This is a genomic window from Streptomyces curacoi (assembly GCF_001513975.1).
Taxonomy (GTDB): Bacteria; Actinomycetota; Actinomycetes; order Streptomycetales; family Streptomycetaceae; genus Streptomyces; species Streptomyces curacoi.
Genome location: NZ_KQ947984.1, coordinates 332,029 through 353,620, shown reverse-complemented (window position 1 = coordinate 353,620; position 21,592 = coordinate 332,029). Strand labels below are relative to the sequence as shown.

General features: G+C 72.2%; 20 protein-coding genes. 12 read left to right on the top strand and 8 right to left on the bottom strand.

Features of this window, described 5'->3' with window-relative positions; translation table 11 throughout:
* Positions 1 to 115: 115 nt before the first annotated feature.
* Positions 116 to 1,762: a cytochrome bc1 complex cytochrome b subunit gene (qcrB, locus tag AQI70_RS01585; protein ID WP_062142961.1), complete on the top strand. Its 1,647-nt coding sequence runs from the start codon at positions 116 to 118 to the stop codon at positions 1,760 to 1,762.
* Here qcrB and AQI70_RS01580 read toward each other — a convergent pair.
* Positions 1,740 to 2,822: an acyl-CoA dehydrogenase family protein gene (locus AQI70_RS01580; protein WP_062142958.1), complete on the bottom strand. Its 1,083-nt coding sequence runs from the start codon at positions 2,820 to 2,822 to the stop codon at positions 1,740 to 1,742. The genes qcrB and AQI70_RS01580 overlap by 23 nt on opposite strands.
* Positions 2,823 to 2,910: 88 nt before the next feature.
* On the bottom strand, positions 2,911 to 4,050 hold the full coding sequence (locus AQI70_RS01575; RefSeq protein ID WP_062142956.1) for an acyl-CoA dehydrogenase family protein: 1,140 nt from the start codon (positions 4,048 to 4,050) through the stop codon (positions 2,911 to 2,913).
* Between the two features lie 59 nt (positions 4,051 to 4,109).
* Between AQI70_RS01575 and AQI70_RS01570 the strand changes: the two genes are divergently transcribed.
* The 3 genes from AQI70_RS01570 to AQI70_RS01560 are packed head-to-tail and all read left to right on the top strand — an operon-like array spanning position 4,110 to position 6,700.
* Positions 4,110 to 4,898 (top strand): SDR family oxidoreductase, encoded by a 789-nt coding sequence (locus AQI70_RS01570; protein WP_062142953.1) that lies wholly within the window; start codon positions 4,110 to 4,112, stop codon positions 4,896 to 4,898.
* Between the two features lie 15 nt (positions 4,899 to 4,913).
* Entirely contained in the window at positions 4,914 to 5,525 is a 612-nt protein-coding gene (locus AQI70_RS01565; protein ID WP_004002010.1) for a TetR/AcrR family transcriptional regulator, read from the top strand.
* Positions 5,526 to 5,542: 17 nt separating this feature from the next.
* Positions 5,543 to 6,700: an acetyl-CoA C-acetyltransferase gene (locus tag AQI70_RS01560; RefSeq protein ID WP_004002011.1), complete on the top strand. Its 1,158-nt coding sequence runs from the start codon at positions 5,543 to 5,545 to the stop codon at positions 6,698 to 6,700.
* Here the strand turns inward: AQI70_RS01560 and AQI70_RS01555 are convergent.
* From AQI70_RS01555 to AQI70_RS01540, 4 genes are read right to left on the bottom strand one after another with little or no spacing between them, the layout of a single operon-like run.
* Positions 6,684 to 7,733 carry an NAD(P)H-dependent flavin oxidoreductase gene (locus tag AQI70_RS01555; protein ID WP_062142950.1) on the bottom strand — a complete coding sequence of 350 codons (1,050 nt, stop codon included), beginning with the start codon at positions 7,731 to 7,733 and terminating at the stop codon, positions 6,684 to 6,686. The genes AQI70_RS01560 and AQI70_RS01555 overlap by 17 nt on opposite strands.
* Positions 7,733 to 8,476: a CoA-transferase subunit beta gene (locus AQI70_RS01550; RefSeq protein ID WP_062142947.1), complete on the bottom strand. Its 744-nt coding sequence runs from the start codon at positions 8,474 to 8,476 to the stop codon at positions 7,733 to 7,735. Before AQI70_RS01550 ends, AQI70_RS01555 begins: the two co-directional genes overlap by 1 nt.
* Entirely contained in the window at positions 8,473 to 9,309 is an 837-nt protein-coding gene (locus tag AQI70_RS01545; RefSeq protein WP_062142944.1) for a CoA transferase subunit A, read from the bottom strand. Before AQI70_RS01545 ends, AQI70_RS01550 begins: the two co-directional genes overlap by 4 nt.
* Complete coding sequence (locus AQI70_RS01540) at positions 9,310 to 10,068, bottom strand: enoyl-CoA hydratase family protein (protein WP_062142941.1); 759 nt, start codon at positions 10,066 to 10,068, stop codon at positions 9,310 to 9,312.
* Between the two features lie 54 nt (positions 10,069 to 10,122).
* On the opposite strand from AQI70_RS01540, the gene AQI70_RS01535 reads away from it, so the two are divergent.
* Complete coding sequence (locus AQI70_RS01535; RefSeq protein ID WP_062142938.1) at positions 10,123 to 10,863, top strand: SDR family oxidoreductase; 741 nt, start codon at positions 10,123 to 10,125, stop codon at positions 10,861 to 10,863.
* Position 10,864: 1 nt separating this feature from the next.
* Positions 10,865 to 12,121, top strand: a complete 1,257-nt coding sequence (locus AQI70_RS36930; protein WP_079051103.1) for an SDR family oxidoreductase — start codon at positions 10,865 to 10,867, stop codon at positions 12,119 to 12,121.
* Positions 12,122 to 12,185: 64 nt separating this feature from the next.
* Here the strand turns inward: AQI70_RS36930 and AQI70_RS01525 are convergent, their stop codons facing one another.
* Entirely contained in the window at positions 12,186 to 13,103 is a 918-nt protein-coding gene (locus tag AQI70_RS01525; RefSeq protein WP_062142936.1) for a hypothetical protein, read from the bottom strand.
* Between the two features lie 160 nt (positions 13,104 to 13,263).
* Here AQI70_RS01525 and AQI70_RS01520 point away from each other — a divergent pair, with 160 nt between their 5' ends.
* Positions 13,264 to 14,061: a S1 family peptidase gene (locus tag AQI70_RS01520; protein ID WP_062142932.1), complete on the top strand. Its 798-nt coding sequence runs from the start codon at positions 13,264 to 13,266 to the stop codon at positions 14,059 to 14,061.
* A gap of 23 nt (positions 14,062 to 14,084) precedes the next feature.
* On the opposite strand, the gene AQI70_RS01515 is transcribed toward AQI70_RS01520, so the two are convergent.
* Entirely contained in the window at positions 14,085 to 15,860 is a 1,776-nt protein-coding gene (locus AQI70_RS01515) for a glycoside hydrolase family 35 protein (protein WP_062142930.1), read from the bottom strand.
* A 95-nt stretch (positions 15,861 to 15,955) separates the two neighbouring features.
* Here AQI70_RS01515 and AQI70_RS01510 point away from each other — a divergent pair, with 95 nt between their 5' ends.
* The 5 genes from AQI70_RS01510 to AQI70_RS01490 all read left to right on the top strand — a co-directional run bounded on the left by AQI70_RS01510 (position 15,956) and on the right by AQI70_RS01490 (position 21,471).
* On the top strand, positions 15,956 to 16,843 hold the full coding sequence (locus tag AQI70_RS01510) for a helix-turn-helix domain-containing protein (protein WP_062142927.1): 888 nt from the start codon (positions 15,956 to 15,958) through the stop codon (positions 16,841 to 16,843).
* A gap of 24 nt (positions 16,844 to 16,867) precedes the next feature.
* Positions 16,868 to 17,245 (top strand): chorismate mutase, encoded by a 378-nt coding sequence (locus AQI70_RS01505; RefSeq protein ID WP_062142924.1) that lies wholly within the window; start codon positions 16,868 to 16,870, stop codon positions 17,243 to 17,245.
* Positions 17,246 to 17,359: 114 nt separating this feature from the next.
* Positions 17,360 to 17,905 carry a response regulator gene (locus AQI70_RS01500; RefSeq protein WP_062142921.1) on the top strand — a complete coding sequence of 182 codons (546 nt, stop codon included), beginning with the start codon at positions 17,360 to 17,362 and terminating at the stop codon, positions 17,903 to 17,905.
* 125 nt (positions 17,906 to 18,030) lie between these two features.
* Positions 18,031 to 20,526 carry an aminopeptidase N gene (gene pepN, locus AQI70_RS01495; RefSeq protein WP_062144923.1) on the top strand — a complete coding sequence of 832 codons (2,496 nt, stop codon included), beginning with the start codon at positions 18,031 to 18,033 and terminating at the stop codon, positions 20,524 to 20,526.
* Between the two features lie 111 nt (positions 20,527 to 20,637).
* The gene (locus AQI70_RS01490) at positions 20,638 to 21,471 is read left to right on the top strand and encodes an NmrA family NAD(P)-binding protein (protein WP_062142918.1); all 834 of its coding nucleotides are present in this window, start codon (positions 20,638 to 20,640) and stop codon (positions 21,469 to 21,471) included.
* Positions 21,472 to 21,592 lie beyond the last annotated feature (121 nt).

Below are 21,592 nucleotides of genomic sequence, written 5' to 3'. Positions count from 1 at the left end.
CGGGTCCGGCCACGCCGGGGGCTCGCGGCGCCCGCTCACCCGGCTGCTCGCCCCGTTGGCTCAGCCGGTGGGGCCATGTAACCCTGTGGTTGATCCGACGGGGAGGCGACGACGTATGGACGGCGCACGAGCGGGGAACGACAGGGCGAAAGCCGCGCGCAGGGAGGCTCCCGGCAAGGGCGAGAGGGTCGCCGACTGGGCCGACGGCCGGCTCGGGATCTACGCGGTGGCCAAGGCCAACATGCGCAAGGTCTTCCCGGACCACTGGTCCTTCATGCTGGGCGAGGTCTCCCTCTACAGCTTCCTCGTCCTGATCCTCACCGGCGTCTACCTCACCCTGTTCTTCGATCCGAGCACCCACGAGGTCGTCTACAACGGCTCCTACGAGCCGCTCAACGGTGTCCTGATGACCAGGGCCTACGAGTCCACGCTCGACATCAGCTTCGACGTGCGCGGCGGGCTGCTCATGCGGCAGATCCACCACTGGGCGGCGCTGGTCTTCATCACCGGCATGATGGTGCACATGATGCGGGTGTTCTTCACTGGCGCCTTCCGCAAGCCACGCGAGCTCAACTGGGTGTTCGGCTGGACCCTGCTGATGCTCGGCATCATCACCGGTCTGACCGGCTACTCCCTCCCCGACGACCTGCTGTCCGGCACCGGCCTGCGCTTCGCCCACGGTGCGATCCTGTCCATCCCGATCGTCGGGACGTACGTGGCGTTCTTCCTCTTCGGCGGAGAGTTCCCCGGTGAGGACTTCATCGCGCGGCTGTACCCGATCCACATCCTGCTGCTGCCCGGGATCATGCTCGGCCTGGTGGCCGCCCATCTGATCCTGGTCTTCTACCACAAGCACACGCAGTTCCCGGGCCCCGGCCGCGACGAGAAGTCGGTCGTCGGCATGCCCTTCCTTCCGGTGTACATGGCCAAGGCGGGCGGCTTCTTCTTCCTCGTCTTCGGCGTGCTGGCGATCATGGGTGGCATCGCCAGCATCAACCCGGTGTGGGCGTTCGGGCCCTACCGCCCGGACCTGGTGACCACGGGCGCCCAGCCCGACTGGTACCTGGGCTTCTCCGAGGGGCTGATCCGGGTGATGCCGGGATGGGAGATCAACGCCTGGGGCCACACCCTGGAACCGGGCGTCTTCATTCCCTTCTCGCTCTTCCCGCTGATCCTTCTCGCGATCGGCGTGTACCCCTTCCTGGAGGCGTGGGTCACCGGCGACAAACGCGAGCACCACATCCTCGACCGGCCGCGCAACATGCCCGTGCGCACCGCCCTCGGCGCGGCCTGGCTGAGCCTGTACGCGGTGCTGCTGATCGGCGGCGGCAACGACATCGTGGCCACGCATCTGCATCTGTCCATCAACGTGATCACCTGGTTCGTGCGGATCGCGGTCTTCGTCGTGCCGGTCGTCACCTTCATGGTGACCAAGCGCATCTGTCTCGGGCTGCAGCGCCGGGACCGGAACAAGGTGCTGCACGGCCGGGAGACGGGCGCCATCAAACGGCTCCCGAACGGCGAGTACATCGAGGTCCACGAGCCCCTCTCGCAGGCGCAGCTGTTCACCCTCACCCAGCACGAGCAGCACCCGCCGTACGAGATCGGCCCGCTCGTCGACGCCCACGGCGTCCGCCGCCGGGTCAGACCGTCCGAGCGGGTGCGGGCCAGGCTGGCGCGGGCCATGTTCGGGCCCCACACACGGATCGCCAAGCCGACGGAGGCGGAGTACCGCGAGCTCACCAGCGGCGATCACCACTGAGGCGGCCCGCGTCGAGGACTTCGGCCCGGCACGCCTGCGGGCTGCCCCAGGCGGTGCGCAGCGCACGGGCCTTGGTCAGCCACAGCGACAGCTCGTACTCCGCCGTGTAGCCGATCGCGCCGTGCAGTTGGAGCGCGGTACGGGCGGTCGCGTACGCGGCCTCGCAGGCGATGACCTTGGCCGCGGCGACATCCGCGGGAGCCATGGTGAGCGCCGCGCCGAAGAGGAGGGGCCGGGCGAACTCCAGGGCGATCCTCGCGTCGGCCAGGCGGTGCTTGACGGCCTGGAACGACCCTATGGGGGCGCCGAACTGGGTGCGCCGCCTGACGTGGGCGACGGTCTTCCCGAGGAGGGCCTCGCCGACGCCGAGCGCCTGCGCGGCCGTGACCAGACGGGCGTGGGCGAGGGCCTGCGCGGTCGGCGGATCGGGGCTCAGCAGTTCGCCGCCGGGCTGGAGGAGGGTCAGGCGGCGGGCCGGGTCCAGGGAGGGGCGCACGGGGCCGTGGCCGGGGGACAGGCGCAGACCCTCGGGGGTGAGAGCGAGGCGGGTGGTGGCCACGTCGCCGTCCAGGGCGTACGGCTGCCCGCCGGACGGGGCGCAGGGCGGTGACGCGTACGGCTGTGGGGGCGGCGAGTGCGGCGCCCCCACAGCCGTACACGCCGGCGTCGACGGCGCGTCCGGCGCGGTCCACGCCAGCGTCGCCGTCGCCTCGCCCGTCGCCAGCGCCGGCAGGAGCCGCTTGGCCGGGCCGGGGTCCGGCAGACCGGCGAGCAGTGCCGCCGCCGTGACCGTCTCCACCAGCGGCCCCGGCACGGCATGGCGGCCCAGCTCCACGAAGGCGACGGCGAGTTCGACGGGCCGCGGGCCCAGCCCCTCGTACACCTCGGGAACCGCCAGCGCGAACACCCCGGCCTCGGCGATACGGGACCACAGCGCACGGCCCCCGGCATGCTCGCCCCGGCTCCAGTCCCGCACGGCCGACGGTGTGTCCGCCGCCGTCAGCATCGCGTCCAGCGAGGCGGCGAACGCCCGCTGCTCGGCGTCGAGGAGGAACCGCATCAGCGAGACCCCCTCGTGGGCGGGGTCGCCCCGCGGGGCGTCGGGGTGAACGGCGTCTTCTCTCGCGTCCCGGCGGAGCCTTCCCGCATCAGCGTCGCCCCTTCGGCAGGCCGAGCAGGCGCTCGGCGATGATGTCGCGCTGGATCTCGTTGGTGCCGGCGTAGATGGGTCCGGCGAGGGAGAAGACGTAGCGCTCGGACCAGTCGGTGTCGGCCAGCTCGCCGTCGGCCTCCAGGAGATCGAGGGCCGTCTCGTGCAGCGCGATGTCGTACTCCGACCAGAAGACCTTGTTCAGGCTGGACTCCGGGCCGATCGACTCGCCCTCCAGGAAGCGGGAGGCGGCGGCGAAGGTGAAGAGCTGGTAGGCGCGGGCGCCGATCAGGGCGTCGGCCACGCGGTCGCGCGCGTGCTCCGGACGGCCCCGGTCCGCCCAGAGCCGTCGCAGTCGGTCGGCGCTCGCGAGGAAACGCCCGGGGGAGCGGAGCATGAGGCCGCGTTCGTTGCCCGCGGTGGACATCGCGATGCGCCAGCCCTGGCCGGGCTCGCCGATCACGTCCTCGTCCGGCACGAACACCTCGTCCAGGAAGAGCTCGGCGAAGGCGGGCCTGCCGTCGAGGCGGGAGATGGGGCGGACCGTGACACCGGGGGCGCGCAGGTCGAACATCAGGTACGTCAGGCCCTGGTGGGGCCGCGGGGCGTCCGGATCGCTGCGGAACAGGCCGAACGCGCGATCCGCGAAGGCGGCACGCGACGACCAGGTCTTCTGGCCGGACAGCAGCCAGCCGCCCGCCGTGCGCACCGCCTTCGAGGTGAGGGACGCCAGGTCCGAACCCGCCTCCGGCTCCGACCAGGCCTGCGCCCAGACCACCTCGCCCGACGCCATCGGCGGCAGCACCCGCGCCCGCTGTTCCTCCGTACCGAAGTCGAACAGCGTCGGCGCCAGGAGACTGATGCCGTTCTGGCTCACCCGGCCCGGCGCGCCCGCCGCGTAGTACTCCTCCTCGAAGAGCAGCCACCGGACCAGACCGGCACCCCGCCCGCCGTACGCCGCCGGCCAGTTCACCACCGACCAGCGGTCCGCCGCCAGCTCCGCCTCCCACACCTGGTGCGCGGCGAAGCCCTCCTCGGTCTCCAGGGAAGGCAGCGGCTCGGCCGGCACATGGGCGCGGAGCCAGGCGCGCGCCTCGGCACGGAAGGCCTCCTCCTCCGCGCTGAAGGTGAGATCCATCGACGGCGACCCCCTTCCCCACCTTCCCTAACAAGTGTTTGGTAGGTTAGCGTGAGGTCATGACAGACGTCGAGAGTCCGGCGTACGTGCCCGGACACGGGCTGCTCGCGGGACGTACCGCCGTCGTCACCGCGGCCGCCGGCGCCGGGATCGGCGGGGCCACTGCGCGCCGCTTCCTGGAGGAGGGCGCGCGCGTGCTGATCAGCGACGCGCACGCGCGGCGGCTCAAGGAGCACGAGGCCGAGCTGAGCCGGGAGTTCCCGGGTGCCGTCTCGGCGGTCGTCTGCGATGTCACCGACGAGACCCAGGTGCGGACGCTGTTCGAAGCGGCGGTGCGCGAACACGGGCGGCTGGACGTCGTCGTCAACAACGCCGGCCTCGGCGGGACGTCGGCGCTCGTCGACATGACCGACGAGCAGTGGACGAGAGTGCTCGACGTGACCTTGAACGGCACCTTCCGGTGCACCCGGGCGGCGCTGCGGTCGATGAAGGCGGCCGGGGCCGGAGGCGTGATCGTCAACAACGCCTCCGTCGTCGGCTGGCGCGCCCAGGCCGGCCAGGCGCACTACGCCGCCGCGAAGGCGGGGGTGATGGCGCTGACCCGGTGCGCGGCGGTGGAGGCCGCCGAGTACGGGGTACGGGTGAACGCCGTGGCGCCGAGCCTGGCCATGCACCCCCATCTGGCCAAGGTGACGACGGAGGAACTGCTGCGGGAGCTCACCGCCCGCGAGGCCTTCGGGCGGTACGCCGAGCCCTGGGAGGTGGCCAACGTGATCGTCTTCCTGGCCTCGCGCTACTCGTCGTATCTGACCGGCGAGATCGTCTCGGTCAGCAGCCAGCACCCCTAGCACCACAATGGAACCGTGCCGACCAAGAAGAAGCCCCAGGTGACCGCCGCAGCCGCCAGGCGCCGCGAACTCCTCGACACCGCCGCCGAGGTCTTCGCCGAGCAGGGCTACAACGCCACGACCGTACGCAAGATCGCGGACCACGCGGGCATGCTCGCGGGCAGCCTCTACTACCACTTCGACTCCAAGGAGTCGATGCTGGAGGAGATCCTGCGGTCCTTCCTCGACGAGCTCTGGGGCGGCTACGACGCCGTCCTGGGCGCCGAGCTCGGACCCCGCGAGACCCTTGAAGCCCTGGTCACCGAGTCCTTCCGGGAGATCGACCGGCACCGCGCCGCCGTCGCGATCTACCAGAAGGAGAACAAACAGCTGGTGGCGCAGGAGCGCTTCGCGTTCCTCGCCGAGTCACAGCGCAGATTCGAGAAGGCGTGGCTGTCCACGCTGGAGCGCGGGGTCGCGGCCGGGGTGTTCCGCTCCGACCTCGACGTCCGGCTCACCTACCGGTTCGTGCGGGACACGGTGTGGGTCGCCGCGTCCTGGTACCGGCCCGGCGGACAGCACAGCCCGGAGGAGATCGCCCGGCAGTACCTGTCGATGGTGCTGGACGGGATCGCCGTACGCACCTGACGCATTGGGGAGTTGCCATGGCCGAGGCCTACGTCGTCGAAGCGGTCCGTACGCCCGTCGGGCGGCGCGGAGGAGGGCTCAGCGGGGTCCATCCCGCCGACCTGGGCGCACATGTGCTCAAAGCGCTCGTCTCGCGCGCGGGCGTGGATCCGGCCGCCGTCGAGGACGTCGTCTTCGGCTGCCTCGACGCAGTGGGGCCGCAGGCCGGGGACATCGCGCGGACCTGCTGGCTGGCGGCCGGACTGCCCGAGGAAGTGCCGGGCGTCACCGTGGACCGGCAGTGCGGGTCCTCGCAGCAGGCCGTGCACTTCGCGGCGCAGGGCGTGCTGTCCGGCACCCAGGACCTGGTGGTCGCGGGCGGCGTGCAGAACATGTCGATGATCCCCATCGCCTTCGCCACCCGGCAGGCCGCCGAGCCGCTGGGGCTGACGGCGGGGCCCTTCGCGGGCAGCGAGGGCTGGCGGGCGCGGTACGGGGAGAAGCCGGTGAACCAGTTCGTCGGCGCCGAGATGATCGCCGCCAAGTGGGGGATCAGCCGCCGGGACCAGGAGGAGTTCGCGCTGCGTTCGCACCGGCGGGCGCTGCGGGCGATCGACGAGGGGCGCTTCGAGCGGGAAACCGTGCCCTATGGGGAGGTCACCGTCGACGAGGGGCCGCGCCGGGACACCTCCCTGGAGAAGATGGCCGGGCTGAAGCCGGTCCTCGACGGCGGCACGATCACCGCCGCCTGCTCCTCACAGGTCTCCGACGGCGCGGCGGCGATGTTGCTGGCCTCGGAGCGGGCCGTGCGCGAGCATGGGCTCACGCCCCGGGCCCGGGTGCACCATCTCTCGGTGCGCGGTGAGGATCCCATCCGCATGCTCACCGCCCCCATCCCCGCCACCGCCCACGCCCTGAAGAAGACCGGCCTGTCGATCGACGACATCGACCTCGTCGAGATCAACGAGGCCTTCGCGCCGGTCGTCCTGGCCTGGCTGAAGGAGACCGGCGCCGATCCCGACAAGGTCAACGTCAACGGCGGTGCGATCGCCCTCGGCCACCCCCTGGGCGCCACCGGCGTCAAGCTGATGACGACCCTGCTGCACGAACTGGAGCGCACCGGCGGCCGGTTCGGGCTGCAGACGATGTGCGAGGGCGGGGGACAGGCCAATGTGACGATCATCGAGAGGCTGTGAGTCGCCGCCGGGTGTCCTCGGCCTCCTTCATGATCCGCTCCACCAGCTCCGCGCACGTGGGCAGGTCGCCGATCACTCCGGCGACCTGCCCTGAGGCCATCACACCGAGATCCGTACGGCCGTCCACCATGGACGCCTTGAGCAGCATCGGCGTGTTCGCGGCCAGCAGGACCTGGCTCCAGCTCAGCTCCCCGCCGTGCTTCAGCGCCCGGCCGTCCCGGATCATCCGGCGCCAGCTCGTCCCGGACAGCTTCCGGAAACCGGCCGCCCTGCGCACCGCCTGGAGCAGGGACTTCGCGCGACCGGACCGCTCCAGGGCGTCGACCAGGTCCGTACGCAGCATGCGGTGGGGCAGACCGTCCACGGCCCTGGTGACCGTGACGTCCCGTACGGTCGCCGCCAGATACCGCGCCTTGACCGCGTCCGGGACCGTCGAGTCCGAGGTGAGCAGGAACCGTGTGCCCATGGCGACGCCGGCCGCCCCGTAGGCCAGCGCCGCGACCAGTCCCCGGCCGTCGAAGAAGCCGCCCGCCGCCACGACCGGTACGTCCACGGCGTCGACCACCTGCGGCAGCAGCACCGTCGTCGCCACCTCGCCGGTGTGCCCGCCGCCCTCCCCGCCCTGCACGATCACCGCGTCCGCACCCCAGGCGGCGACCTTCTCGGCATGCCGCCGGGCCCCCACGGTGGGGATGACGACGACACCGGCCTCCTTGAGCCCGGCGATCAGCGCGGGGGAGGGGGCCAGCGCGAAGGAGGCGACCCGGACCCCCTCCTCGACGATGATCCGCACCCGCTCGGCCGCGTCCGCCGCGTCGGCCCGGAGATTGACCCCGAAGGGCGCGTCCGTACGGGACCTGACCTCCCGTATCGCCTCGCGCAGCCGGTCGGCGGTCATCGTCGCGGAGGCCAGGATGCCCAGCGCGCCCGCGTTCGCCGTCGCCGACACCAGGCGCGGGCCGGCCACCCAGCCCATCCCGGTCTGCACGATCGGGTGGCGGACCCCGACCAGCCGGGTCAGCGGCGTCTCCATCACGTACCGACCTCCCCGGCGCGGGTGCTCTGCGGGTCGAGCACCTCACGGATGAGCCGCAGCTCCTCGGCGGTGGGTTCACGGGTCGGCGGCACGGCGTCCGGGACGGTCAGCGCGAAGGCGGTCGCCTCGCCGACCTGCTCCAGCGTGACGCCGGGATGGAGCGAGGCCAGACGCATGGTGCGGTCGGGCGTGGCGAAGTCGAAGACGCCGAGGTCGGAGACGACACGGGGGATGCGGTGGTAGCGGGCCCCGCCCGCGTGGTCGTGGCCGACTCCGCAGACCATGTCGACCTTCTCGACGAAGACGCGGCGGGAATGCCTCGGGATCCAGTAACTGGTCGGATTGTTCAGGGTGTTGACCGGTGCGCCCCGCACCCCGAGCAGCTGCCGTTTCGGCCGCTCCCAGTCGCCGATGCAGGAGATGTTCTGGTTGCCGAACCGGTCGATCTGGCTCGCGCCCATCATCACGTGCCGTCGGCCACCGGTGACCAGGGCCAGGTGCTGCCGGTACGGCAGCCAGCCCTCGACCGTGCCGTCCGGGCGGACGAGCATCGCCTCGCCGTCGGTCAGCAGCAGGTCCGGCGCGAAGGTGAGCCGGGCCAGCCGGGCGCCCAGGGACGGGATGACACCCATCGGGCTCGCCAGGATCTCCCCCGCGTCACGCCAGGCCTCGGCGCAGGCGATCACGCAGTACTCGGCGCGGGTGGGCGGGAGCAGGGGCGTGCCGGTGCCCTCCGTCATGACCCCTCCCTGACCGCCGACCGGTACGCCTGCTCGTCCCCGCCGAGGAACCGCGCCGCGAACTGCGGCCAGGGCGTGGTCGCGTACGTCTTCTGGAAGGCCTCGTCCCGGCCGTAGTCGGGCGCGCAGGACGTGAAGTGCGCTCCGTTCGGGGCCTCGACGACCCCCGTCACCGTGTGCCGCTTGATCAGCAGCGACTGCGGGGCCGCCTCTTTGGTCAACTCGGCCGTGTCGACGATCCGTTCGCACGAGACATAGGCCGTGTCCGCCGCCGCGCAGAAGAGGTCGTCGAAGTAGGGGTCGGGGCCCAGGTACTGGCCGTTGCCCTGCCGGTCGGCGCGGTTGACGTGGACCAGGGCCGCGTCGAGACGCAGGGCGGGCATGGCCACGAACGTCTCCCCGTCGTCGTACGGCGAGGTCACCGTCCGCAGGCCGGGGTTGACCCGCATGACGTCCGAACCGATCCCCGCCCGCACCGGCAGGAACGGCAGCCGGTTCGCGGCGGCGTGCAGTCCCCACATGAACATGGCCTCGTCGATCTCCATGAGGGCGAAGGCGCCGCGTTCGCGGGCCGCGCGGTAGTGCGGCTCCAACGGGATCGAGTCGAGGGTGACGAACGCCGTGACCAGCTTGCGGACGCGTCCGGCGGCGGCGAGCATGCCGACGTCGGGGCCGCCGTACGAGACGATCGTGACGTCGGTGACGTCGGAGCGCAGCAGCGCGCGCACCAGGGCCATCGGCTTGCGACGCGAGCCCCAGCCGCCGATGCCCAGGGTCATGCCGCTGTGCAGCCGGGACACGACCTCCTGCGCGGTCATCGTCTTGTCGCTCACTCAGCCACCGTCCCTTCCGAACCTGTCACGGACCCGGTCGGCCACCCCGCTCAGGTCGGCCTCGAAGGTGAAGCCCTGCTCGAAGCGGTAGCTGCGGCGCACGTCGACCGGGTCGATGCCGTTGATCGCGGCCTTGGCCAGCCGCAGCAGCTGCCCGTCCTTCGCGGCGATCTCGCGGGCCAGCTCCAGCGCGGCGGCGGGCAGCTGCTCGCGCGGCACGACCCGCCACACCGAGCCGTGCGCGTGCAGCTCGGCCGCGGTCGCCGTGCGCGAGGTGTAGTACAGGGCGCGCATCAGGTGCTGGGGGACCAGCCGGGCCAGATGGGTGGCCGCGCCCAGCGCTCCCCGGTCCAGCTCGGGCAGCCCGAACGTGGCGTCCTCGCTCGCCACGATCGCGTCCGCGTTGCCCACCAGGCCGACACCGCCGCCCAGGCAGAAGCCGTGCACGGCCGCCACGACGGGCACCTCGCAGTCGTACACCGCGGCGAAGGCCTCCGCGCAGCCCCGGTTGACGCCGATCAGTGCTCCGGCTCCGTCCTTCTGTATCTCCTTGATGTCCACGCCCGCGTTGAACCCGCGCCCCTCGGCGGTGAGGACGACACACCGGACCTCCGGGTCACGGCCCGCCGCCCGCACGGCGTCGGCCAGGGCGAACCAGCCGGCCACCGGCAGGGCGTTCACCGGCGGAAAGTCGACCGTGACGACGGCGATGCCGTTCGTTCCGGGCCCCTTTTCCGGGGACGAGGTGGAGACACCCATGGCCGCATCAGCTACCTTTCCACCAAACGTTTGTTAGGTGAAGGGTAGCCGGGGATGGGGCTGGACGGGAAGGTCGTGGTCGTCACGGGCGGTACGCGCGGCGTCGGTGCCGGGGTGGCGCGGGCCTTCGCCGAGGCCGGCGCGGACGTCGTGGTGTGTGCGCGCAGACCGCCCGATGTCCCGCTGCCGGGCGTCGAGTTCGGGGCGCTGGATCTCCGTGCCCCCGAAGCCGTACGGGCCTTCTTCGCCGCCCTGCCCCGCCTGGACGTCCTCGTCAACAACGCGGGTGGCACCCCGTACCGACGGTTGACGGACACGGACGCCGAGCGGCACGCGCGCGTGATCGAGCTGAACCTCGTCGCCCCGCTGACGGCCTCGCTCGCCGCGTACGAGCACCTGCGGCGGGCCGGGGGCTCGGTGGTGATGATCGGCAGTGTCAGCGGCAGCCGGCCGTCGCCCGGGTCGGCGGCGTACGGGGCGGCCAAGGCCGGGCTGGAGAACCTGGCCCGCTCGATGGCGGTGGAGTGGGCGCCGGAGGTTCGCGTCAACACGCTGGTCGTCGGCATGGTCCGCACCGAACTGGCCCACCTCCACTACGGGGGCGAGGACGGCATCGCGGGCGTCTCCCGCACCGTCCCGCTCGGCCGCCTCGCCGAACCGGCCGACGTCGGCGCGGCCGCCGTCTTCCTCGCCTCCGACGCCGCCGCCTACATCAGCGGGGCGAGCCTGCTCGTGCACGGCGGGGGCGAGCGCCCCGCATTCCTGGACGCCGCGACGGTCAACAAGGAGGCATGACATGAGCCGGATCTGTGAGGGGCGGGTCGTGATCGTCACCGGTGCGGGCCGCGGCCTCGGCCGGGCACACGCGCTCGCGTTCGCCGCCGAGGGGGCGAAGGTCGTCGTCAACGACCTCGGGGTCGGCCTCGACGGCACGGTGGGCGCCGGGGTGTCGGGGCGGGGGGCGAGTTCCGGGAGCCCGGCCGGGGGGTCGACTGCCGACGGTTCGCGCCGGGGGATGACTGAGGAGTGCCGGGCTTGGGGGGCGACTTCCGAGAGTCCGGCCCGGGGGGCGGCTGCCGATGGTTCGCCCCAGGGGTCGACGGCGGACGGCCCGGACCGGGGAGCGGCTCCCGGGGGCCCGGCCGGGGGATCGACCGCCGACAGTTCACGCCGGGGGGTGACGGCGGGCAGCCCGGACTGGAGGTCGGCTGCCGAGAGCTCATCCCGGCGGTCGACTGCCGACCGCCCCGTCCAGCAGATCGCCGTCGCCAGCTCCGCGCAGCAGGTCGCCGTCGACAGCCCCGCGCAGCAGGTCGTCGAAGAGATCCGCGCGGCGGGCGGCGAGGCGATCGCGCACGGCGGCGACGTGGCGACGAGCGCCGGGGCGGCGTCCCTGGTCGCGACCGCGCTGGAGACGTACGGCCGCCTCGACACCCTCGTCAACAACGCCGGCTTCCTGCGCGACCGGATGCTGGTCAACCTCGACGAGGACGACTGGGACGCCGTCGTACGCGTCCACCTCAAGGGCCACTTCCTCCCCCTGAAGCACGCGGCGGCGCACTGGCGGGCGGAGGCGAAGGCGGGCCGCACCCCGCACGCCCGGATCGTCAACACGAGCAGCGGGGCCGGTCTGTTGGGCTCGGTCGGCCAGGGCAACTACAGCGCCGCGAAGGCCGGAATCATCGGGCTCACCCTGGTGGCGGCGGCCGAACTCGCCCGCTACGGCGTCCAGGTCAACGCGATCGCCCCGGCGGCCCGCACCCGCATGACGGAACGCACCTTCGCCGAGACCATGGCGGCCCCCGTCACCGGCTTCGACGCCATGGCTCCGGAGAACGTCTCCCCGCTGGTGGTGTGGCTGGGCTCGGCGGCGAGCGCGGGGGTCACCGGGCGGGTGTTCGAGGCGGAGGGCGGGCGGATCACGGTCATGGAGGGGTGGCGGGCGGGGCCGACGGTGGACAAGGGGGCGCGTTGGACGCCGGGGGAGGCGGGGGAGGCGGCGTTGAAGCTGGTGGGGGAGGCGGAGGTGCCGGGGGCGGTGTACGGGTCGTGAGGGCTCGTGCTCAGACGCCGGACGGGCTGGTGAGTCAGCCCCGCCGGCGTTTGAGGAGCGGGGCCTACGTGTCGCACTCCAGCACCGTCCGGCACAACCCGCACCGCGCCCGGACCCGCCCCCGCACCGGCACCCGGATCCGCTGCTGACATGTAGGACACGGAAACGACACCCGCAACGGCCCCCGCCCGTCCGGCGTGAACGCGTACGGCACCCCCGGCCGCGCACCGGCACGGGCAGCAGCACCGGCACCGGCACCATGGTCCTGGGCATGCCGCCGATCGCGGGCGTACCGCCGTCGCCCCGCCCAGCCGGCCGCCGTCAGCGGAGGCTGCTGCTCGTCGCGCCGGGCCTCGGCGAGGCCCTTCACATACGCCGTGTACGCCTGCGGACTGGTGAACCACACCGACGGGTCCTCCGCGAAGACCAGCGCCCGCTTGGCGAGGACGTACCCGAACTCCTCCGGCGTCAGATACCCCAGCTTCTGCGAGGACGCCGCGTCCTCCCGGTAGGCGTCGAGGAGCAGCCAGCCCGCGCCCAGATACGTCGTCGCCGTGTCCGTGAGGATCTCGTTGTCCCGCGTGCCGGGGAAGGAGAGCCCGAGGCGGTGCAGATACACGTGCATCACCTCGTGGGCGAGCGCCGCCCCGATGTCCCGGCGATGGGTGCGGAAACGGTCGTTCAGCTCGACGAAGTACTCCGGCCCGGCGGCGAGTTCGACGTTCGCCGCATGTGTCATCTCCCGGAAGCCGACGATCAGACGGGCGTCCGGGAGACGGTAGTGCCGTACCAGCTCGCGGGCCACCCGCTGCGCGCCCAGATACAGGTCGTCCGTGTCGCAGAAGGCCACGTCGGCGGGGGCCACGCTGGTCGCGAACGTCTGGATGGTGTCGTAGGACAGCCGCCTGTAGAGCGCCGTGATCGAGGCCCGCACCGTCTGAAGGTGTGGGAAGCCGTGCTGGACCGGTCCGCCGTTCGCCACGCCCGTACCCCCAAGACGCCTTGAACCCGATTCCACTCTACGGGGATGTGAGGGGATTTTCCCTGGCGAGGTTCCATGCGCGGGACGTGAGATCCGTCCTTGTCATACACCCCATCTGATCTTCATACTGCGGGCCGCTCAACACGCCATGAAAGGACGTATGTTGACTCAGAGCTCGCCGAAGAGAAGCGGCATAACCCTGGTCAAAAGGGCTGCGGCGGTCGGTGCCGTCGCGCTCGCGGTGGCCTCCCTCCATCCCCTCACTGCGAACGCCGCGTCCACCCGCGTCGTCGGAGGAACGCCCGCCGCACAGAACGAGTTCCCGTTCATGGTCCATCTCTCCATGGGCTGCGGCGGGGCGCTCTACAAGAAGGACGTCGTCCTGACGGCGGCCCACTGCATGGACGGTTCCGGCAACAACACCAGCATCACCGTCACCGCCGGCGCCAACGACCTCAACTCCTCCGCCGCGATCAAGGTCAAGTCGACCAAGGTCAAGGTGGCCCCGGGCTACAACGGCACCGGCAAGGACTGGGCGCTGATCAAGCTCGCCCGGCCCATCGACAAGCCGACGCTGAAGATCGCCACCACGGACCGCTACAACCGCGGCATGTTCACGATCGCCGGTTGGGGCGACACCGAGGAGGGAGCCGGCACGGGCACGACCAAGCTCCGTAAGGCCACCGTTCCCTTCGTCGCCGACCGCGTGTGCAAGCGCCACTACGGAAACCGGCTGGTGTCGAAGGAGGAACTGTGCGCCGGCTGGCAGAGCGGCGGCATCGACACCTGCCAGGGCGACTCCGGCGGCCCCATGTTCCGTAAGGACGACGCGGGCAAGTGGATCCAGGTCGGCATCGTCAGCTGGGGCGACGGCTGCGCCCGCGCGGGTGTGCCCGGCGTCTACACCGAGGTCAGCCACTTCGCCAAGGACATAGCCCGGGCGGCGAACGCGCTGTAGGCGTCCGCCGCACCAGGGGTGCGTCAGACGGCCCGGAGGACCGGGGCACCCGCCTCGCCGGACCCGGGCCGGGCCGTCTCCGCGAGCTCCAGCACCCATATCTCGTTGCCGCCCTCGCGCAGGACGGGCCCCGGGACGTACAGCGAGCTCTGCGGGCCCGTGGACCAGTAACGGCCGAGGTTGAAGCCGTTGACCCAGACGAACCCGCGGGTACGGCCCGGCAGCTCCAGGCGGGCGTCACCGGCGCCCCGCACCGTGACGGTGCCCCGGTACAACCCCGCGGCGCCGTCCTCGGGCAGCGCCCGCGACGGCACCGCCCGGACCCGCTCGGCATCGTCCAGCGCCTCCAGCCGCAGCCCACGCGCGCGTACGTCGTGCAGATACTGCCGCTCGTGCAGCACGCCCCCGGTGATCCCCTTGGCCTCGCCCAGCCGCGGCCCGTAGTTGACCCGCCCCAGGGACTCCACCCACAGCTCCACGCGCGCGTACCCGGCGACAGGCTCCTTCAGGCACGCGTCGTCCTCGGTGAGCACCCCGGCCCGCTCCCCGTCGACGTACACCACGGCGAGGTCCCGCAGCCCGCGCACGGTCAGCGGGTACGGCTGCCGCGGCCCCGGCACCGTCACCTCGTACCGCACCAGACCCCGCTCGACCCCCAGTTCCTCGAAGGTGGGCGGGACGGGACCGGACGTCTCCGGGCCGCCCAGCGTCTCCAGTACGTCGCCCAGGGGTGCCCAGCCGGTCAGGACCGCCTCGGCCGGCGCACCCAACGGCACGGGCGCGGGCGGCACTTCGGGCAGCGGGCCGTCGGCGTACTCGGCGAGGACCTCGCGGAAGGCCCAGAACTTCGCCGTGGGGCGGCCGTACTCGTCGATCGGGGCGTCGTAGTCGTACGACGTGACGTCGGGCTCCAGCGGGCCGTCGTGCAGCGCGCCGCCGCCCCGGTTGGCGCCCGCCCAGCCGGCGAAGCTCGTGCCGCCGTGCGCCATGTACAGGTTGACCGAGGCCCCGCACTCCAGGATCTCCCGCAGGGCCGCCGCCGCGTCCCCGGGATCCCGCACGACATGCTCGCCACCCCAGTGGTCGAACCAGCCGCACCAGAACTCCATGCACATCAGCGGGCCGTCCGGGCGGTGCCGGCGCAGCGTCTCGAAGGCCTCGCGCGCGTGGGAGCCGAAGTTCACCGTCGCCAGCACCCCCGGGACCGAGCCGCCGGAGAGCATGTGGTCCTCGGGGCCGTCCGAGGTGAACAGCGGGACCGTGACGCCGTACTCGCGCAGCAGGCCGGCCAGGCGGCGCAGGTACTGCGCGTCCGAGCCGTAACTGCCGTACTCGTTCTCGACCTGCACCATGATCACCGGTCCGCCGCGGTCGATCTGCCGGGGCACGATCTCGTGCCGCAGCCGCCACAACCAGCTCGCCACGTACCCCAGATAGCGCTCGTCACGGGTACGCGCGCGTGCGCCCACCTCGGCCGTCAGCCAGTACGGCAGCCCGCCGTTCTCCCACTCGGCGCAGATGTACGGCCCCGGTCGTACGATCGCCCACAGCCCCGCCCGACGGGCCGCGTCCAGGAACCGGCCGAGCGCCTGCACGTCCCGGCTGTGCCCCGGCCTCGGCTCGTGCCAGTTCCACGGCACATACGTCTCCACACAGTTGAGGCCCATCGCCCGCAGCATCGCCAGCCGGTGCCCCCACTGCGCCTCGTGCACCCGGAAGTAGTGCAGCGCGCCGGACAGCAGCCGCACCGGCCGCCCGTCCAGCAGGAAGTCCGTGTCCCCCACCGTGAACTCGCTCATGCGCCCACCCTCACCTCTGGCGGCGATCAGGTCCATGGACAAAGATCGGCGCTGCTTGGACCGAAACGACGCGGAAGCGAGCGGAAGGACCGCGGATGTACCACACCTGGATGCGGTTCTTCACGCCCGGCCCCGCCCACCACCGGCTCGGCCTGGTCTGCCTCGGCGTCGGCCTCCAGTACGGCGCCCTGCCCACCGTCGGCCCCCGCACCCTCGACCACCACGTCGCCGTCGTCATCAGCGCGGGCGGCGGCTGGTACGAGAGCCCCGACGGCCGTCGTACCACCGTCACCGCGCCCGCGCTGCTGTGGCTGACCCCCGGCGTACCGCACCACTACGCGCCCGACCCCGGCACCGGCTGGGACGAGGGCTTCGTCGACTTCACCGGGCCCGCCACCGGGACGTACACCGAACTCGGCTACATCGAACCCGGCCGGCCGGTCGTGCCCCTGTCGGACGCCTCGGGCCCCCGCGCCGTCATCGGACGCATGGCGCGCGCCGCCCGCCGCGACAACCCCCTGCTGGAAGTGGAGACCGGCGCCGCCGTCCACGAACTCCTCGTCGCCCTGCGCCGTGCCCGCGCCGACCTCGCCCCCGACGGCGAGGCCGTCCTCAAGGCGCTGGCCCGCGACGCGTGCCTGCCGCTCACGGTCGCCGACCACGCCGCCCGGCACGGCATGACCCTCGCCGAACTGCGCACCGCCGTGCGGCGCGGCGCCGGCTGCAGCCCCAAGGACTATCTGCTCGGCATCCGCCTCGGCCGCGCCAAGGAACTGCTCGCCGCCACCGAACTCCCCGTCGCCGCCGTCGCCCGCCGCGTCGGCTACGCCGACCCCGCCTACTTCTCCCGCCTGTTCACCCGCCGCGTCGGCATGGCCCCCGTCCGCTTCCGCGCCCAGCAGGGCCGCGCCGTCCCCGGCGGCTGGAGCAACCAGGTCCCCGACCCCGACGACCCACCCGTGATCGAACGAACGACCGCCTGAACGGGCCCCGTAGGCTGGGCCCTCATGACCACCAGCAACACGTCCCCCGGCGATGTCGACCCCGCCGTCCGCGAGGAGCTCGCCCGGCTGCGCGACAGCATCGACAACATCGACGCCGCCGTCGTCCACATGCTCGCCGAGCGCTTCAAGTGCACCCAGCAGGTCGGCCACCTCAAGGCCCAGCACCAGCTCCCGCCCGCCGACCCCGCCCGTGAGGCCCGCCAGATCGCCCGTCTGCGCACCCTCGCGGAGAACGCCAAGCTGGACCCGGCGTTCGCCGAGAAGTTCCTGAACTTCATCATCGCCGAGGTGATCAGGCACCACGAGAGCATCGCCGAGGACACGGTCAACGGCGCTGCGCCCACGGCGAACCCACCCATGCGGGCCCTCCCGGGGGAGTGACACGGCGGCCCGCGCCGGGCATGCTGCGCTGTGCACTCCATGTCAGCTGACACGCACTCCCCGTCAGCGCCCCCGGACGTACCCTGGATGTCCACGCGGGAGGGACGTCGGGCCATGCCGTCGGATGCCAAGATCCTCATCGTCGACGACCATGAGGACACGCTGTACGCGCTGGAGAGCGCCCTGGCCCCGCTGGGCTACCGGCTCGCGAGTGCCACCAGCGGAGACGAGGCGCTCAAGCAGGTGCTCCGCGGGCAGGTCGGACTCCTGCTCCTGGACGTACGGATGCCCGGCGTCAGCGGCCTTGAGGTGGTGCGCTACATGCGGCGCCTGGAACAGACCCAGCACATACCGGTCATCCTGCTCACCGGCTTCGGCGCGGACCACGAACTGACCGCCACCGCCTTCGGACTCGGCGTCGCCGACCTGGTCCTGAAACCCATCGACCCCTGGGCACTGCGCACGAAGGTCCGTTTCCTGTACGACTCCTACCGGCGCCAGCGCGCCCTGGAGCAGGAGATCCGCGAGTTACGCGCCCTGGTCAAGGGCGAGGGCGAGGCCCACACGCCCCGCCCGCGCCCCGCCCTGCCCCACCCCGACGCCCGCGTGCCGCCACAGCGCGACGGCCCGGCGGCGACGCCGGCCCAGGACCGGCCGTGACATCGGCCGAGGACCGGACATGACATCGGCCGAGCGCGAGACGTGACACACGCCAAGAACCAGACATAGCGCACGTACTGATCCACCCCTGTGCCTGGTCGGCGGCATCAGGCAGCATGTCCTGCATGTCCGTACTCACGCGCGACGAAGCGCAGACTCGTGCCCAGCTCCTCGACGTCCACCGCTACACGATCGAACTCGATCTGACCACCGGCGACGAGACCTTCGACTCCCGCACCGTCATCCGGTTCACCACGCGCGAGGACCAAGCGGACACGGACACGTTCGTCGAGATCAAGCCGGCCGAGCTGCGCTCCGTCACGCTGGACGGACAACCCCTGGACCCGGAGACCCTGGACGAGAACCGGCTGCCCCTGAAGAACCTCACCGCCGGTGAGCACGAACTGCGCGTCGAGGCGGCCATGCGCTACTCCCGCACCGGCGAGGGCATGCACCGCTTCACCGACCCCGTCGACGGCGAGACGTACCTCTACACCCAGCTGTGCATGGACGACGCCCAGCGCGTCTTCGCCGCCTTCGACCAGCCCGACCTCAAGGCCGTCTTCGAGGTGTCCGTCAAGGCTCCCGGGGGCTGGACCGTCCTCGCCAACGGCATCACCGAACACCTCGGCGACGGCCGCTGGCAGGCCGCCCCCACGCCGCTGATCTCCACCTACCTCGTCGCCCTCGCCGCCGGCCCCTGGCACTCCGTGCGCACCGAACACCGCGGCCTGCCCTTCGGCCTGCACTGCCGCCGCTCGCTCGCCCCCTACCTCGACACGGACACCGACGAGCTCTTCGAGGTCACGCGCGCCTGCTTCGACCGCTACCACGAGAAGTTCGACGAGCCCTACCCCTTCGACTCCTACGACCAGGCGTTCGTGCCCGAGTTCAACGCCGGCGCCATGGAGAACCCCGGACTCGTCACCTTCCGCGACGAGTTCGTCTACCGTTCCGCCGTCACCGACACCGAGCGCCAGACCCGCGCCATGGTCATCTCCCACGAGATGGCCCACATGTGGTTCGGCGACCTCGTCACCCTGCGCTGGTGGGACGACATCTGGCTGAACGAGTCCTTCGCCGAGTACATGGGCTACCAGATCTGCGCCGAAGCCACCCGCTTCAACGACACCTGGACCGACTTCGGCATCGCCCGCAAGGCCTGGGGCTACGACGCCGACCAACGCCCCTCCACCCACCCCGTCGCCCCCGAGGCCGTCGACGACACCGCCACCGCCCAGCTCAACTTCGACGGCATCTCCTACGCCAAGGGCGCCTCCGCGCTGCGCCAACTGGTGGCCTGGCTCGGCGAGAAGGACTTCCTCGCCGGCATCAACACCCACTTCGCCCGCCACAAGTTCGCCAACGCCACCCTCGCCGACTTCATCGACTCCCTCTCCGCCGCCACCGAACGCGACCCCCACGCCTGGGCCGACAGCTGGCTGCGCACCACCGGCGTCGACACCCTCACCCCCTCCGTCACCCCCGGCGAGAACGGCACCTGCACCCTCACGGTGGACCACGCCGGCAGCCGCCCCCACCGCATCGCCGTCGGCCTGTACGACCAGGACCTCGGCGACGACGGGGGCCACCTCACCCTGCGCGAACGCCTCGACCTCGACATCCCGCACACCACCCCGCAGCCCATCGGCAAGCGCCCGGCCCTGCTGCTGCTCAACGACGGCGACCTGACCTACGCCAAGGTCCGCTTCGACCCCGAATCCTTCGAGTCCGTCCGGGACAGCCTCGCCGGCCTGCCCGAGCCGCTCACCCGCGCGGTCGTCTGGAACGCCCTGCGCGACTCCGTCCGCGACGGCGAACTGGCCGCCGCCTCCTATCTGCAGGCCGCCCGTACCCACCTGCCGCGCGAGACCGACCTCGCCATCGTCCAGGGCGTCCTCGCCTTCGCCACCGCCCAGGTCGCCGACCGCTACCTCCCGCCCGAGGAGCGGCCCGCCGCCCTGGCCACCCTCACCGCGCTGTGCCGCGACCTCATCCGCCGCACCGAGGACGGCGACAGCCCCGGCCTGCGCCTGATCGCCGTACGCCACTTCATCGACGTCGCCGCCCATCCCGACACCATCGCCGCCTGGCTCGCCGACGGCACCGTGCCCGGCGGACCCGAACTCGATCCCGAGCTGCGCTGGCGGGTCCTCGGCCGGCTCGCGGTCCTCGGCGCCGTCGACGAGGCCGCCATCGCCGCCGAGCTGGAGCGCGACCCGAGCGCCACCGGCCAGGAGGGCGCCGCCCGCTGCCGGGCCGCCCTGCCCGACCCGGAGGCCAAGGCGAAGGCCTGGGACGCCATGTTCGCAGGCGACGACCTCTCCAACTACCTCTTCACCGCCACCGCCCACGGCTTCTGGCAACCCGAGCAGGCCGACCTCGTCCGGAGTTACGTTCCGCGCTACTACGAGGACGCGGTCGCCGTCGCCGCCCGCCGCGGTCCCGCCATCGCCGACGCCGCCGGCCGCTACGCCTTCCCGGTGTACGCCGTCGACGCCGACACCCTGCGGCTGGGCGAGGAGTGTCTGCGTGACGGCGAGCCGATCCCGGCGCTCCGGCGCAAGCTCATCGACCAACTCGACGACCTGGCACGGGCGTTGCGGGTGAGGGAGGGCTAGTCCTTCCGACGTAGGGCGCCACTGGTTCCTCCGGCCGATGCGGCGGGCTGATCGGTCTTCCTAGGCTCGACGGGCCCCAGGACGATCAGCCCTCGGCCCAGGAGGAAACCCGTGATCGTAGTGACCGGCGCCACCGGCAACGTCGGCCGTGCCCTCGTCGAACGTCTCGCCGCCGCGGACCGGCCCGTGCGGGCGCTGACCCGCGACCCACAGCGGGCCGGACTGCCCGCAGGCGCCGAGGTGGTCCGGTTCGAACCCGACCGGCCCGCCGCCCTGTTCGCGGGCGCGACCAAGCTGTTCCTGTACATCCAGGCGGCCGGCGAGCAGACCGCGGCCCTGCTGGCGGCGGCCCGTGCGGCCGGGGTCCGGCACGTCGTCCTGCTGTCCTCCGGGATCATCCAGGACGGCGCCGACGAGACCCACCCCATCCACGTCATGCACGCCACCGTCGAGCGGCAGATCCGCGACAGCGGCCTGGCGTGGACCTTCCTGCGCCCCAACGCCTTCGCCGTGAACGCCCTCCAGTGGGCCCAGCAGATCCGCGCCGGGCACACGGTCCGGGGCGTCTTCGCCGACGGGCTGACGGCGCCCATCCACGAGGACGACATCGCCGCCGTCGCCGAACGCGTCCTCCTCGACGACGGCCACGAGGGCGCCGTCCACCGGCTCACCGGGCCCGAGGCGATCTCCAACGCCGGGCAGGTCCAGGCGATCGGCCGGGCCGTCGGCCATGACCTCCGGTTCGTCGAGGTACCGCCGGACCAGGCGGGCCCCGAGCTCTTCCCGGCCGTGCCGCCGCACATGCTCCAGGCCCTGATCAAGGCCTTCGAGGCCACCGTCGGCGTCACCCCGGAGATCACCGACACGGTGGAGCGGATCACCGGCACCCCCGCCCGCGGCTTCGCCCGGTGGGCCGAGGACCACGTGGACGACTTCCGGCACTGAGGACCCGGCCTCCTCTACTCCGCCTCCGCCGGCACGCTCCTGCGACACGCTTTCCCCGCACGCAAGTACCCCCTTTCGGGTTCCGATCGTTGGGCTTTTCGGGCGCGACGACGTATTCGCG